Here is a 14216-nt window from a genome sequence, read left to right as displayed (position 1 = left end):
AGTTTTTATTTTTGATAATCATAATATCTCGCTCCTTTCAAAACAGGATTTTCCAATTCCACAGATTTCAGTCCGAAACCTTTATAATTTTCATTAACAGAATTTTGCAGTTGTTTTCTGTGTAGTTTTTCATAAGTCTCAAAATCAATTGCTGTTCTGTTTTTTAAACTTTCAAATAAATTCCATTTTTTGACCACCTTTTTCCAGTTTTCTGAAACTTTTCCGGCAAAAACTTTGGATTTTGATCCGCTTCCGTACCCTAAAAATCCGATTTCCTGCTCTGCCAATTCTTCATTTTCGTTAAAAGAAGTCTGTAAAGCGGAAAGTAAAGCCATAAAAATAGAAGCGGTATACATATTTCCGATTTCCGAAGATGCACGTTGAGATTTTTCAATTTTATCATTAATAAACTGAATATAACCATCAGATTTTGCCACTGCTTTTTGTTCTTCAGGCGTTTGGTAAGACAGACCGTTTTCTAAACTGTAAATTTCTGTGAAAACTCTTTTTCCGTGAAAGGCGTATGGAAGATGGAAGATCAGATATTTCCAGTTTTCGTAAGGCTTATTAAGTCCTGTAATTACTTTATAATGATCGTAGGCTTCTCTAATTCTGTCTTGGTAACACTGATTGGAATATTGTCCATCAAAGACTGGCTCATCCGTGAAAATTTCTATTCTTTCGGGAAAACTTTCGGGAGCATTCGTTAAATCTTCTTTTTTGAAATGACGACGCGGCTTGAAAAAGTCAAAGACCGATTCTGTGGCAACTCCCCAGTCGTTTTCAATTTCAATGAGATCAGGTTTTGAAGAAATTAAAACCGCAACTGCTCCTCCCCCCTGTGTGTATTCTCCGGAAGAAGCCAGTTCGTATTTTGCATAATCACTTGCAATGACGACCGCTTTTTTATCAGGGTTTGCTCTTACAAAATCTAAAGAATTATGAAGCGCATCTACTGCTCCAATGCAAGCAAAAGTCATGTCTACCACATCACAGTTCCTGAAAACCCGTTCTCCGAATTCTTTTTCCAGAACTTTTTCCACCATCTGCATAGCATAAGAAGCGGTTGGTTTAGCGGCATCTAAAGCGCTTTCTGTTCCTAAATAAATTCTTGATATTTCTTTCGGATTGATGTTATAATCCTGTATGAGTTTAAGTAATGCTTCTGCTGCGAAAGTTGCGGCATCTTCATGAACATCGGGAAAGCCCATTTTATGCAATCCCAATCCTTTTTCGAGTTTTGCAGGTTCGATTCCTCTTTTTTCTGCTAAATCTTTAATTTCCAAATATAATGAAGGTACATAATAGCTTGCTGCCTCAATTCCAAAAGTCATATTTATTAATTTTCATACGAATTTAGAAAATTTAAACGTTTAATCATATATGGTTTTTAGCAATTATTGAAAATTTATTCAGAATATGATAAAATTCAGGAAAACTATATTTTTTAAATTCTAAGATCGGGATTTTAAAAGTTTGTGATTATTGATCCTCAAACTCATTATTTTTCAACAGTTCTGCTAAGACTTTTTTTGCACGCATAACACGGACCTTTGTATTGGCGACAGAAATGCCCAGTTCTTCAGCTATTTCTTTGATGCTTTTTTCCTCGAAAAATCTTAAACGGATGATTTCCTGATAATTGACATCTAAAGATTCTATTGTTTTGATGATTTTCTTCTGTTCTTCTTCGGAAATCATCAATTCTTCAGGAGATTTGGCATACTGGTTTTTTACCTCATCCAAATTTTCTGTAGGATCCTGATTTTCGCGGCTTTTTTTTCTCCAAAAATCGATGATGGTATTTTGAGCAATAGTTAAAATCCATGTTTTAAACTGAAAATGAGGATCAAACATATCCAGCTTTGATAAAACTTTTGAAAAAACATTCACGGTGATTTCGTCGGCATCATTTTCGTCGTGAACTTTTTTCATTACAAAAGAAAAAACATCAACCCAAAAAATGTTGATGAGCCTGGTCTGCGCTTTCTGGTCTTTTTCCTTCGCTTTATGAATGAGAGGAAATAATTGTTCGTCGTTCATTACTAACAAATATAATTGATTTTAGCTGAAAATACAATGCAGGAGATCAAATGATTTTTTCTGTACAATTTGTATTCCGACTGAGGTTTAGCCATGATCGCAGCATTTGTCTGAGCTCATTTTGTTTGATTTGGGTTTCGGCGGCAAAGCCGCCGAAACCCAAATCAAACAAAATAGCGAGTGCGGAGATCAGGAAACAGCTCCTAAAAAATCAACCTGTTTTTCATCCTGAATTGAAAGTTTCTGTCTTCGCCTTATTCCCCTGAAATGATTATCTTTGCACATTAAATTTTAAAGCAAAAAATAATGAACTCTTTTATTGAAGAACTGAAATGGCGCGGGCTTTTTGCCGACATGATGCCCGGAACGGACGAACAACTGGATAAGGAAATGACAACAGCCTATATCGGTTTTGATCCTACTGCAGATTCTTTACATATCGGAAGTCTTATTCAGATAAAAATTCTGGCTCATTTTCAGCAGCACGGTCATAAACCGATTGCTTTGGTAGGGGGTGCAACAGGAATGATTGGTGATCCTTCGGGAAAATCTGCGGAAAGAAATCTGCTGGATGAAGATACTTTGCTGCATTATGTAGACTGTCTGAAAAACCAGCTTTCCAGATTTTTGGATTTTTCGGGAAGCGAGCCGAATAAAGCGGAATTGGTAAACAATTACGACTGGATGAAAAATATTTCTTTCCTTGATTTTGCAAAAAACGTCGGGAAAAATATTACCGTCAACTATATGATGGCGAAAGATTCTGTAAAGAAAAGACTTTCCGGAGAGGCAGGTGTTGACGGAATGAGCTTTACTGAGTTTACGTATCAGTTGATTCAGGGATACGATTTTTTACATTTATACCAGAATAATGGCGTTAAGCTTCAGATGGGCGGTTCTGACCAGTGGGGAAATATCACGACCGGTACAGAACTGATCCGCAGAAAAGCACAGGGTGAAGCTTTTGCATTAACGGTTCCTTTGATCACAAAAGCAGACGGTTCGAAATTCGGAAAGTCTGAAAGCGGAGAAAATTACTGGCTGGATAAAAAGAAAACTTCACCTTATAAATTCTACCAATTCTGGCTGAATGCAACGGATGAAGATGCGGAAAGATTCATCAAGTTTTATACATTTTTAGGGAAAGAAGAAATTGAATCTTTAATTGAAGAGCATAAAACGGCTCCACACGAAAGAAAACTACAGAAAAAATTAGCTGAGGAAGTTACGGCTTGGGTTCACGGAAAAGATGAATACGAAAAAGCACTGAAAGCTTCTGAAATCCTTTTCGGACGTTCTACGGCTGAAGATCTGGTAAGTCTTGATGAAGAAACATTTCTTGAAGTTTTCGACGGAGTTCCTCAGAAAGAGGTAGCAAAGAATGATGTTTTAGGAGTAAATATTATCGATTTGCTTTCTGAAAAATCAGGATTTTTAAAATCTAAAAGTGAAGCAACAAGAGAACTGAAAGGAAATGCTATTTCGGTAAACAAACAGAAAATTAATGATGTTTACACAGCTAATGAAAGTGATCTGATTGACGGTAAGTTTTTACTTTTACAAAAAGGAAAGAAGAGCTATTTTATCGTGAAAGTAATTTAAAAGTTAATAATAGTAAAAAATCGGGGGCGCAAAATTGAAAATTTTGCGCCCCCGATTTTTTAGGTAATGTCAATAAAAAAGACCACCTTTTCAGATGGTCTTGGTATTTCGAATGATTTTTTTTATAGTTCTAAGAAGCTGTAAGAAATTGAAGCACTTTGTGTACCCGATCCTACTACCTTTTTAGTTTTTGCAACTTCTCCGTCTACATAGATATTAATGATTAGCTCAGAATCCGAATAAGGAAGAACAGCATTTGCTGCTAAGTTCAACTGAGCCTGGCTTGAGCTTACAAACTGCTCTCCGCTGGACCATGTAGTTCCTGTAGGATTAAAAGTAGTACTCTGCCCTGTTCCGATCTGTGTAACTACAGTAGAAAAAGTTCCTGTAACAGGTGGATTTGCAGGTGGATTTGGACCTTTTGTATTTATTTTAGCTTCAAACTGAATAATATGATCTGTAAATTCATCATCGTCATCTTTCTTACAAGAATTAACAACTAAGATTGCTGAAAATAATACAGCGAATAAAAAAGAAAGTCTAAGTAAACTTTTTGATTTGTAAAATTGCTTCATTTCTCCAAATAGATTTTTAATGTTCCAAATATAGGTTTTTTATCAATATAAAAATAACTTTTATGAAAAATTTCCAACAATGATTTGTAAATAATATCAATTCAATAAATAATTATAACGCTGTTTTTGTCTAAATATTGGGCGGGTTTAATATTAGTTTTAAGACAGTTTGTCCATCTATTTTAAATGGTCTTATTTTGATGGAGCTAAAGAATAAATACATCATTAATAATTATCTTTGCCTTATGAATTTAGATTACATCGTAAGAGAACCCGAAAATATCAATTCCGACACCACCATTCTTTTCATGCTTCATGGCTACGGAAGCAATGAACAGGATCTTTTCAGCTTCAGAGAAACTCTTCCTAAAGACTGGATTATCGTAAGCTTCAGAGCACCGAGAAACACCCAGTTTGAAGGCTTTTCATGGTATGATATCGATTTTAACAATCCTGACAACTTTATTGATGTTCCGCAGGCTACAGAATCTTTAAACAGCGTTACGGAAAGTATTCTTAAAATTATAAACAGCTATGGAATTACCGAAGGCAAGACTCACCTTTGTGGTTTTAGTCAGGGGGGAATTTTATGTTATGCTCTGGCTTTGAAATATCCTGAAATGTTTAATCTTGTGGCGTGTTTAAGCAGTTACCCGGAAGAAAAGTTACTCACCGATATTGTAAGAGATAAGAAAAAACTGGAAAGACTTCGCTTCTTTATTTCTCATGGAACGGATGATGCCGTAATTCCTTTGGAATGGGGAAGAAAAGCGGCAGATCTTTTGTACGATTTAAGCTGTTATTTTACGTTCAGAGAATATATGAGCGGTCATGGAGTGAACCAGAAAAATTATATGGATCTGATGGACTTTTTCTCCAAATAGATTATCGAAATGTAAACATTCGTTTTAAATTATTAAACAAAATACAAACATTCTCATTTTGGGAATGTTTTTTTATTAATGGTAAGGATAAATTCAGTAAATTCAGTAAATGAAACTGAGGTATTTTTTTGTGTTCTTACTGTTCGGCATTTTTATGAATGCTCAAAATTCTTTTGAAGTTCAGGATGCAAAAAAAACGGTCATCCCTTTTAAACTTATTGCCAATTTAATTTTTATTCCTGTAAATATTAATGGAGTAAATCTGACTTTTTTACTTGATACCGGAGTCGCAGAAACTTCTATTTTCAGTCTTGAAAATAAAGAAATCAATCTCCAGAATATTGAGAAGATAAAATTTGCCGGTTTAGGAGGAAGCGCAAGTATCGACGGATTTCGTTCCGATAATAATATTGCAAAAATCGGAAAGAATTTCGTAAACTATTCAATGACGGTTTATATTATTACAGATCAGGATTTTAATATTTCCTCGCACGTAGGAATTCCTGTAAACGGAATCATTGGCTATCATTTTTTCAAAGATCATCCTGTTTTAATTGATTATTCGTCTAAAAAAATTACCATTTACAACGATAAAACTTTATTTCAGAAAAAAATAAAAAATTTTAAAGAAATCGATATCAGTATTGAAAAAAATAAACCTTATGTGATTGCCGATGTGGAAATGACAAGGGAACGAAAGCCTTCAAAATTACTGATTGATTTGGGGAATAGTGATCCGATGTGGCTTTTTCCTGCTCTCATTAAAGATTTTGTATACAACCGACCGAATATTGATGATTATCTCGGTCGTGGCTTCAATGGTGATGTATATGGTAAACGAAGCAGAATTCACAACCTGTATCTCGGAGATTTTAAATTTGAAAAGCCATTAACAGCAATGCCTGATGAATACTCCATTCAGCACGTAAATATGGTGGAAAACAGAAAAGGTTCAATTGGCGGAGATATCATGAGACGATTTACGGTTGCATTCGACTATTCTGAACAGAAGATGTATCTAAAAAAGAACGGAAATTACGATGATCCTTTTCATTTCAATATGAGCGGTCTGGATTTTAAGCAGGACGGCATGGAATGGACAAAAGATGTGGTGAATCTTCCCTCTAAAAGCAAAGAAAGTCCTTCCAATGGCATTGAAGTGATCAATAATAATCTGCAGTATAATTTTGTCTTAAAACCTATTTTTTCCATTGCCGGAGTGCGTAAAGATTCTCCCGGAGCTAAAGCAGGACTTCAGAAAGACGACCGCCTGATTAGTATTAACGGCAAAAAAACAGAAGATATGACGCTCAATAAAATCATGGAAATGATGAAATCCGATGAGGGAAAAACCATCGATATGCTGATTGAAAGAAAAAATAAACAAATGACTTTGAGCTTTACTCTCGAAGATCCGATACCTTACCAAGAACAGGAATGATATGAAAACCGAAGAAACTACACTGGACAAAATAAGAACCAGACCGCGATTTAAGATGTTCACTCATTTAACCAAAGAAGAATATGCAGAAAATCTGAAAAAATATCTTAAAGAACATAAAGATGAATTTTCCGGCAATATTAATAAAGAAGTTGCAACCATCTGTGTGGAAACAGATTATGAAACCTACTGGAAACCAAGATTGTCTTTAAGGATTGAAATTGAAGACGAAAAAACTGCGATACGGGGCGTTTTCGGACCCAGTTCCGCAGTTTGGACGTTTTTTATGTTTTTATATTTTGTTTTTTCGATTCTCTGGATGGTTTTTATTTCCATGTATTATGTTGAAAAGCAAATCAACAGTCAGGAATTTCCATGGGCGCTTACCGCATCCTTTATTATGTTATTCTGCATTGCACTGACGTATACAGCAGCACGTTTCGGTCAGTATAAAGGGAAGGATGAAATGCAGAAGCTCAGAAGATTTGCCGAAGAATCTACACTGCAATTCGAAAAGATCGATTAAGGAGCAACAGTTCTGGTTGTTTGCGGCATCTGTTCCAATACAGCTTTTGCCGCTTTTATAGAATCCACCACTTTTTCTCTGTTGTCCTGCTCTTTGAGTATTTTTTCGATGTTTGGCTCTATCATCTTAGTCATTTCTTCCACAGAAACGCTGTTTGCATTCGGATCGTTCAGAAGTTTTCTCCAAGGCTTTCTTTTGCCCCAGCCGTAATCTCCATACACCATTACGGGAGTTCCTTTTGCTTTTGTAGTTGCACCACCCGGATTTAATACCCACGTATCTGCATAACCGTAAAGCCATTTTGCATCTTTCATTAATAATCTTAAACAGGAGTGCGATGCAGGATAACCCGGAAGATCATACTGATGCCATCCGATTCCGTCGAGATTAAAAATATTGAAATTATAAGGCAATTTCCACTCGCTGCTTACCGTTGAAATTGCCAGCTGCTTTTTCCAGTTGGCAAAAGTAAGACCTGTCTTTGTTTTAGCGGTTTTCTTCCCCATACTTGTAGGACCCCATTTTACCAATGTTCCGTTTGAATATACTCCGTAAGCCTGAATAGGATATGAAAAGATAACAAATTTCTTCACCGGACTCAACACATCAAGCTGCATCGGGAAAGGAGAATACTCCATTAATGTAGTATCAATTTTTGCAGGAACCACCAAAGTATCGGCATTCCATTTATTTTTAGAATCCAGCCTGTTTAAAGCTAAAATAGCATAACGCTCCTTTTCAGTATACTTTTCATTGAAGATTCCGAAGAGAGAATCTTTCATTTTTTTGTCTTTTGGGAAAATAAAAGCATTGTAAAAACCATCTTCCTGCATTGCGGGTGGTAAAGATTCTTTTTCTATTACAGAATCTTTTTTTACAATTATAGAATCTTTTTCAGAATCGGGTTCACTTATTGATGATGTTGTATCACTGATTTTATCGCTGATTTTTTCAATTTCCTTTTTGCAGGAAACCATCATTAAAGTAATAAAGAATGCGTAAAGAAATGATTTTTTCACAAGTCTGTTTTTCATAAATAAAAATGGGCAATAATTTTTTTTTTCTACTCAGTACAAATATCAGACCTAAAATCGGATAAAAAAAATGCGGAATCAATTTACCGTAAAAATACGGTGAACAGTTAACCTTTTGAATCAAGAATTATTAAATGTAGTTATGTTAAATATCGTATGAAATTGACTGAAATGTAAGGTATACAAGGTTAATTATCCGAATTAATTTAACCTGATGATTTTTAATCTGTGCTGACCGGTACCCGTTAAAGCGGTAACAGTTCCCACTTCCCCGCCGATTTGTATATTAACAGTTTGTCCGGCTGTTAAGCTCACCACTGTTGAGGGAGAGCTTGTAATATTAACTCCGCTTCCTGCGTATGGAGATGCCGAACAGGATGATTCTGTATCTGTTGTGCCATTTACAATAATTCGGGTTGTTATAGAGTGATTGGCAGCGGTATTTGCGCTGAAACTGTTGTTGACAATAATCTGATAGGTTCCTGCTGCCGGAGCCGTAAAATTTCCTGAGGTTGTATTATATGAAGTTCCTACATTTACTGCTGTCGTATTGTAGGGAATAACAGCATAGGCAACAGCAGGAGTATACGTTGTTGTTCTTGAAGCATCTACAAGCAACTGAGGAAATGTATAATTACCGGGTTCCCATTGGCTGTTAGTGGTATTGTAAATCAATGTCTGTCCGTTAGTCGGAGCTGTATTAGCAACATTTCTTCCCTGAATTTTCGCGACCGTAGAGGCTGCTAAAGTTCCGGTAACATCGCCTGCAATGGATATTCCTGATGTTGGATAAGTTCCGGCTGCTGTTAATTGTCCCTGTGCATTAACTGTGAAGGTAGGAATAGTTGTAGACGCTGTTCCATAAGCTCCGGCAGTGACTGCCGTATTGCTTAAAGATATAGTTCCTGTAGATGTTATGGGTCCTCCTGTAAGCCCTGTTCCTGTGGAAATATTGGTTACAGTTCCCGTATTGGAAGTGGAAATCGTTCCGTCTGGAGCAACATTTATTCCTGAACCGATCTTTACTCCTCCAAGAGTTGTGGAACTTGCAATTGGTAAAGAATATGCCGAAGGAAGCAAATGCTTCTGTCCGTCTGCACCAATATAGGTGTTTGTATTTCCTGTCCCTCCCAAGACTCCTTGAGTTCCCGAAACAAGGTTACCGATGCCCGTAACTAAATCGTAATCTAAAGTTACTCCGCTTCCCAATGCAGCATTAGTCCCTCCTGTTACAGATAATCCTGTGGTTGATGTCGTTATATTTCCTCTTGTAAGCGTTGAATTGGGGGATATATTTATCCACGAAGTACCGTTATACTGCAAAATCTGTCCTGTTGCAAGTGCTGAAAGAGATACATCGCTTAAACCGGATAAAGAAAAATTCCCTAAAGTCCCGTTTCCTCTTATATATTGAGCAATTGTTCCCGAGCCGGAAACTGTGATCGTTCCCGAATTGGTAATCGGAGAATTGGAAACACTGAATGCAGCAGGCATACTCAGTCCTACACTTGTAACTGTTCCCGAATTTGCTGCCGATATGGTTCCGTCTGGAGCAACATTTATTCCTGAACCAATCTTTACCCCTCCAAGAGTTGTAGAGCTTGCAATTGGTAAAGAATATGCCGAAGGAAGCAAATGTTTCTGTCCGTCCGCACCAATATAGGTGTTTGTATTTCCTGTCCCTCCCAAGACTCCCTGAGTTCCCGAAACAAGGTTACCGATGCCCGTAACTAAATTGTAATCCACCGCTGTTCCACTTCCCAAGACGGCATTAGTCCCTCCGGTTACAGATAATCCTGTAGTGGCTGTCGTTAAATTACCTCTTGTAAGCGTTGAATTGGGTGATATATTTATCCATGAAGTACCGTTATACTGCAAAATCTGTCCCGTTGTAAGAGCCGAAAGAGATACATCGCTTAAACTGGATAAAGAGAAATTCCCTAAAGTTCCGTTTCCTCTTATATATTGAGCAATTGTTCCCGAGCCGGACACGGTAATCGTTCCCGAATTGGTAATCGGAGAATTGGAAACACTGAATGCAGCAGGCATACTTAATCCTACACTCGTAACTGTTCCGCTATTCACCGTATTAAGAATACCACCGGAGAATGTAAGTCCGGATCCTAAAGACAGTGGACTTACATTACCGGAAGCATTTGCATATAAAATTTTATTGAAAAGCCCCGAGTTGGTATAGGCAGCTCCCGCTGATTTTACAATTCCATTTACTTCAAGCTTTTCTGAGGGACTGGATATACCAATTCCTACATTTCCGGAGTTTTTATTATAAATATTACTGCCGGATAAAGTCCATTTCGATTCATCAACCTGTTTAAGGTTACCTTTATTATCAATAACCCTGACTTGTGAATAGAACGAAACAGATAAAACGAAAAAAATAAAATTGAATAATTTGTCCATCTCGTGTTTATCAATAATATGAAAATGAATTATTGGTTTTGGGAAGCAATCTTATTTCAGATACTGAACCTCGATAATATCGCCTGCCAATACAGACCAATCATTCGGAGCAGTTCCGTTTGGAACCAATGTTATGGCAGATCCAGAAACGGTATAATCTTCATTGGCAATTAGTTTTGCTCCGTTTCTATATACCCAAACCTGAGAATAGGTAGGAAGTGCAGGTGATCCTGTTAAACTGTAAGAGGTCTGACCCGCAGTTGAAGTAAATTTTTCATGCCCGCTTTGTACAAGATCTGTTGAAAGCATTTTTAAGACATTTCCCGTAGCCTCATCCCTTACAAGAATTGTATATCCTGAAGTTCCCAGCGTTGCAGAAGTTGCCGGAACATTAGATCCTGCCTGATTGGTATTCGTATTCTGAAGTACATTGGCAAGACCAAATTTTTTCCCGTTAAGATCTATACTGGTATCATCAGTAAGGGTTCCTCCCAACTGCCACGTTGTTGTTGTTACATTATTTGTAGTATTCGTGAGTGTTGTGATCCCGTTTTTAGCCTGCAGATACTTGATTGTTCCTTTGTTGTCAATCACTCTTATTGTTCCGTTAAGAGCCTGTGCTGCTCCATTGGCAGAGTTTTGGGTTACATCACCTGTGGTTTGTTGTGCTTTTACAGCTCCAAAAGCTGAAAAAAGAAATACTAAGATTGCTGAAGTTTGTAAATACCTTTTCATGATAAGTAATTTTAAAGTTTTATAAGAATTTGTAAATTTTTATTTCATCGTTGGCATAGCAGGATACTCCGGTTTCCAGCTTTATATTAAAAGAAGAAAGAACCTGAAAATCTATGTTTACCCCGTTTCTGTAGACTTTTGTATTGGAAGTACTGACGCTCCATGGGGTTGGGAATTCTGTCTGACCGTCTGCAGCAATAATTTTTACAGAAAGGATTTCTGTTCCTGACATTTGTGAAATCCAATTGCTGCCATTATACACAAAAAGAGTCCCAGTGGAATTGTTAATAAATATGTCTCCTGTAGAATTTGTAGTGGGAATCGTTGGATCTGAGTTTCCGTAAAAAATTTTCGAACTGTCATTAAATCTAAGCCATTTGCTTCCGTCCCAATAATAATAACCCTTAGTAATTCCTGTATTTGTAGTTGTATTATAAACAAGAAGACTTACAGCAGGATTAGGTACTGTAGAAGTATCTGTAATGTTTTGAAGAGGAACACGAGGAATAAGTAAACCTTTATCTGATGCTTTAGCAACAATATCCAGAGCTGCCGAAGGATCAGGACTGGGTGTATTTATCCCTACCTGAGATAGAAATAATGGAGAACTTAAAATTGTGCATACAATAAAAATTAACCTCATAGCTTTAAGGTTTTATACTTATTATTATAATCCAACAAGTTAAATGTTCACTAAAATGTATTTGGAATAGATTGCGGAAGCGCAACTACGTTAGGTTTTCGAAATAATTTTAATGACATTATTCAATTTTGTGTGATTAATTGAACAATCTTCATCTAACTTTGTGATTGTTTAACGAATATACATATTTATTCGAAATAAAAGAAAAATAATTGCAAAATTTAACTAATTTTTAATAAATAATTCAATTAGCTAAATTCTATCATAAATGAAAAGAAAAATTTAAAAAACGTTAAGGAAAATTAAAATTACCCACCGTTCATTTTAGTAAGTCCTTTATCGAGTTTTATTTATGAATTCTTGAAAGGTAGTTTAATTAAAAAAATAGGTAAATCTACATTCAGTACACTATCTATTGTGGTGATGCCCTTTTCCTAATTTGTTTTTACAGAATATAAAGTAATCTACACAATCCTGCATGAGATGATCATTTTTCACTGAACAATACGTTTGCATTTCATCAACAAACAATTCCTGAATAGTTTCTAATTCAGATAATGATCTTCTCCGTAAAAAACTATCTCTGATATAGTTTTTAAGAATAAGGATGATATAATTTCTCTTAATGCATTTTTCGTCAAACATGTACGGAAAAATTATTCCCATCCATTCGTTATCAAAAAAAAGAACATCTTCATCATCTTCCAAAAGTACTAAACTTTCATCATAAGACCATTTTAAAAGGTTTTCTTTTATTGCCTCCTTATTGCTCCAATCGAAGTTGAGTGTGGTCATAAGTTTATGATAAGATAATCTTAAAAAATTAAACTAAAAATCAAACAGAATATTACCTGTTTGATTTTAATTGTGCCTGATTATACTCTATAAAAATAATAATCCTAATATCCTGGATTTTGTGTAGTTAAACCACCACTATTGGTAATTACCTGTTGCGGAATTGGAAATACATTGTAATAGCTTTGAAAAGTTTTTCCATCTGATGCCATTACAGAAACGGCTTGACCTGTACGAATAATATCAAACCATCTATCATGTTCCATTGCTAATTCTAGCTTTCGCTCTTTTCTGATGGCATCTCTTACCGCGGTGTAACCAGAAGCTGAAAGAGAGGTAAGTCCTGCTCTGTTTCTTACTTGATTTACTAGTGCTAAAGCTGATATTGATTGCGAAGTTTCATTTAAAGCTTCTGCTTTCATCAATAAAACTTCGGCATAACGAAGAACTTTAATATTCGCATCAGTTTCCCAAGCATCAGCATTTGCACCTGGATAAGCTTTGTAATTATATCTAGGATTTGTAAGATTTGTTGGTACGTACCTCCCATCCCAAAGTGTAGTCCCTAAAGTAATAATGGTAGCATTTTTTCTTGTATCTCCGTTTTCATAACTATTTTGCAAGTTTGCAGAAGGTGTGTTAAATCCCCAACCCCAACCTCCGGAACCTTTTCCCCCTTGTACTGTACTATAGCCTTGGATTCCGTTATAGTTATTGTTAACATCATATGTTCCCTGAATTTCAAAAATGGATTCTATATTATTCTCACCACTTACCTTAAAGTTATCCTGATAATTTGGACTTAAAAAATACCCCGTAATCTGATCTGCATAGTTAATTACACTACTCCACTGCCCCTGATAAAGCTTTACTTTTGCCATCAAAGCTAAAGCTGCGCCTTTTGAGGCTCTCCATTTATCTGATGCCCCATAGGTGTCTTTTAATGGTAAAAAAGAAATAGCCTGAGTAAGATCGTTTTCTATTTGTGCATATACCTGTGTTTTTGTTTTTCTGATATACTTTGAAACTTGTACATCATAGGTGTCATCAGGAGAAAAATAAGGGATTGGAACATCACCAAATAACCGAACTAAATTAAAATAATAATAAGCTCTTAAAAAATAAGCTTCCCCTTTAAGACGATTTCCGTAAGTTGCATTATTACTCATATAGGGAAGATAATACAAAGCGCGATTGCAATTATAAATACCCTGATATTGCCCATTCCAAACATTAATTAAAAGGGTCATATTAGAATTAAATGTGAGATTATCAAGTAAATCTAAATTATAGGGATTATCACCAGATGAGCTGCCTTTATCTGCTTCATCTGAAACTATACTGGTAAGACCAATCCATGAAAAAGAATGTGCCTCGAAAGTTTTAGACTGCTGATAACAAGCTCCAACAAGATTAAGAGCATACTCTTGCTGAGTCTGAGCTTTAAAACTGGTAAATCCGAACACGATTAAAGAAAGAAAATATATCTTGGAAATTTTCATAACATTAACTTGAAT

13 protein-coding genes are annotated in these 14216 nt (G+C 35.9%); 4 read left to right on the top strand and 9 right to left on the bottom strand.

The annotated features are described in order from the left end of the window. Nucleotides 1–5: 5 nt before the first annotated feature. Together PFY09_RS19255 and PFY09_RS19250 are read right to left on the bottom strand one after the other, a co-directional pair. Complete coding sequence (locus PFY09_RS19255; protein WP_271160768.1) at nt 6–1334, bottom strand: hydroxymethylglutaryl-CoA synthase family protein; 1329 nt, start codon at nt 1332–1334, stop codon at nt 6–8. A gap of 148 nt (nt 1335–1482) precedes the next feature. Continuing rightward, nucleotides 1483–2043, bottom strand: coding sequence for an RNA polymerase sigma factor (locus tag PFY09_RS19250; protein WP_271160767.1), 561 nt, complete (start codon nt 2041–2043; stop codon nt 1483–1485). 306 nt (nt 2044–2349) lie between these two features. Between PFY09_RS19250 and tyrS the strand changes: the two genes are divergently transcribed. Further along, nucleotides 2350–3645 carry a tyrosine--tRNA ligase gene (gene tyrS, locus PFY09_RS19245; RefSeq protein ID WP_271160766.1) on the top strand — a complete coding sequence of 432 codons (1296 nt, stop codon included), beginning with the start codon at nt 2350–2352 and terminating at the stop codon, nt 3643–3645. A gap of 122 nt (nt 3646–3767) precedes the next feature. On the opposite strand, the gene PFY09_RS19240 is transcribed toward tyrS, so the two are convergent. Next, entirely contained in the window at nt 3768–4220 is a 453-nt protein-coding gene (locus PFY09_RS19240) for a hypothetical protein (protein WP_076392232.1), read from the bottom strand. 245 nt (nt 4221–4465) lie between these two features. Here PFY09_RS19240 and PFY09_RS19235 point away from each other — a divergent pair, with 245 nt between their 5' ends. The 3 genes from PFY09_RS19235 (at nt 4466) to PFY09_RS19225 (ending at nt 7071) form a co-directional block, all read left to right on the top strand. Beyond that, entirely contained in the window at nt 4466–5104 is a 639-nt protein-coding gene (locus PFY09_RS19235; protein ID WP_076392230.1) for an alpha/beta hydrolase, read from the top strand. A gap of 109 nt (nt 5105–5213) precedes the next feature. Then, a complete protein-coding gene (locus PFY09_RS19230) occupies nt 5214–6545 on the top strand; it encodes a PDZ domain-containing protein (RefSeq protein ID WP_271160765.1) in 1332 nt (443 codons plus the stop codon). A gap of 1 nt (nt 6546) precedes the next feature. Further along, nucleotides 6547–7071 (top strand): hypothetical protein, encoded by a 525-nt coding sequence (locus tag PFY09_RS19225; RefSeq protein WP_271160764.1) that lies wholly within the window; start codon nt 6547–6549, stop codon nt 7069–7071. On the opposite strand, the gene PFY09_RS19220 is transcribed toward PFY09_RS19225, so the two are convergent. The 6 genes from PFY09_RS19220 to PFY09_RS19195 all read right to left on the bottom strand — a co-directional run bounded on the left by PFY09_RS19220 (nt 7068) and on the right by PFY09_RS19195 (nt 14201). Further along, on the bottom strand, nt 7068–8105 hold the full coding sequence (locus PFY09_RS19220; protein ID WP_271160763.1) for a L,D-transpeptidase: 1038 nt from the start codon (nt 8103–8105) through the stop codon (nt 7068–7070). The two genes, PFY09_RS19225 and PFY09_RS19220, sit on opposite strands and share 4 nt — an antisense overlap. Before the next feature lie 201 nt (nt 8106–8306). Beyond that, entirely contained in the window at nt 8307–10526 is a 2220-nt protein-coding gene (locus tag PFY09_RS19215) for a beta strand repeat-containing protein (RefSeq protein ID WP_271160762.1), read from the bottom strand. 51 nt (nt 10527–10577) lie between these two features. After that, nucleotides 10578–11261, bottom strand: a complete 684-nt coding sequence (locus PFY09_RS19210) for a hypothetical protein (protein WP_076392222.1) — start codon at nt 11259–11261, stop codon at nt 10578–10580. A gap of 19 nt (nt 11262–11280) precedes the next feature. After that, entirely contained in the window at nt 11281–11904 is a 624-nt protein-coding gene (locus PFY09_RS19205; RefSeq protein ID WP_271160761.1) for a hypothetical protein, read from the bottom strand. 408 nt (nt 11905–12312) lie between these two features. Continuing rightward, complete coding sequence (locus PFY09_RS19200; protein ID WP_271160760.1) at nt 12313–12699, bottom strand: hypothetical protein; 387 nt, start codon at nt 12697–12699, stop codon at nt 12313–12315. A gap of 104 nt (nt 12700–12803) precedes the next feature. Next, nucleotides 12804–14201, bottom strand: a complete 1398-nt coding sequence (locus PFY09_RS19195; RefSeq protein WP_271160759.1) for a RagB/SusD family nutrient uptake outer membrane protein — start codon at nt 14199–14201, stop codon at nt 12804–12806. Nucleotides 14202–14216: the final 15 nt, after the last annotated feature.

Source organism: Chryseobacterium gambrini (genome assembly GCF_027920505.1).
GTDB classification, from domain to species: domain Bacteria; phylum Bacteroidota; class Bacteroidia; order Flavobacteriales; family Weeksellaceae; genus Chryseobacterium; species Chryseobacterium gambrini.
The sequence above is the reverse complement of the archived record's forward strand: the minus strand, read 5'-3'. Positions and strand labels throughout refer to the sequence as shown.

Bases quoted from the DNA above. Each gene is read 5' to 3' on its own strand.
- PFY09_RS19255 (WP_271160768.1), bottom strand. From the start codon at position 1,334: ATGACTTTTGGAATTGAGGCAGCAAGCTATTATGTACCTTCATTATAT.
- PFY09_RS19250 (WP_271160767.1), bottom strand. From the start codon at position 2,043: ATGAACGACGAACAATTATTTCCTCTCATTCATAAAGCGAAGGAAAAA.
- tyrS (WP_271160766.1), top strand. From the start codon at position 2,350: ATGAACTCTTTTATTGAAGAACTGAAATGGCGCGGGCTTTTTGCCGAC.
- PFY09_RS19240 (WP_076392232.1), bottom strand. From the start codon at position 4,220: ATGAAGCAATTTTACAAATCAAAAAGTTTACTTAGACTTTCTTTTTTA.
- PFY09_RS19235 (WP_076392230.1), top strand. From the start codon at position 4,466: ATGAATTTAGATTACATCGTAAGAGAACCCGAAAATATCAATTCCGAC.
- PFY09_RS19230 (WP_271160765.1), top strand. From the start codon at position 5,214: ATGAAACTGAGGTATTTTTTTGTGTTCTTACTGTTCGGCATTTTTATG.
- PFY09_RS19225 (WP_271160764.1), top strand. From the start codon at position 6,547: ATGAAAACCGAAGAAACTACACTGGACAAAATAAGAACCAGACCGCGA.
- PFY09_RS19220 (WP_271160763.1), bottom strand. From the start codon at position 8,105: ATGAAAAACAGACTTGTGAAAAAATCATTTCTTTACGCATTCTTTATT.
- PFY09_RS19215 (WP_271160762.1), bottom strand. From the start codon at position 10,526: ATGGACAAATTATTCAATTTTATTTTTTTCGTTTTATCTGTTTCGTTC.
- PFY09_RS19210 (WP_076392222.1), bottom strand. From the start codon at position 11,261: ATGAAAAGGTATTTACAAACTTCAGCAATCTTAGTATTTCTTTTTTCA.
- PFY09_RS19205 (WP_271160761.1), bottom strand. From the start codon at position 11,904: ATGAGGTTAATTTTTATTGTATGCACAATTTTAAGTTCTCCATTATTT.
- PFY09_RS19200 (WP_271160760.1), bottom strand. From the start codon at position 12,699: ATGACCACACTCAACTTCGATTGGAGCAATAAGGAGGCAATAAAAGAA.
- PFY09_RS19195 (WP_271160759.1), bottom strand. From the start codon at position 14,201: ATGAAAATTTCCAAGATATATTTTCTTTCTTTAATCGTGTTCGGATTT.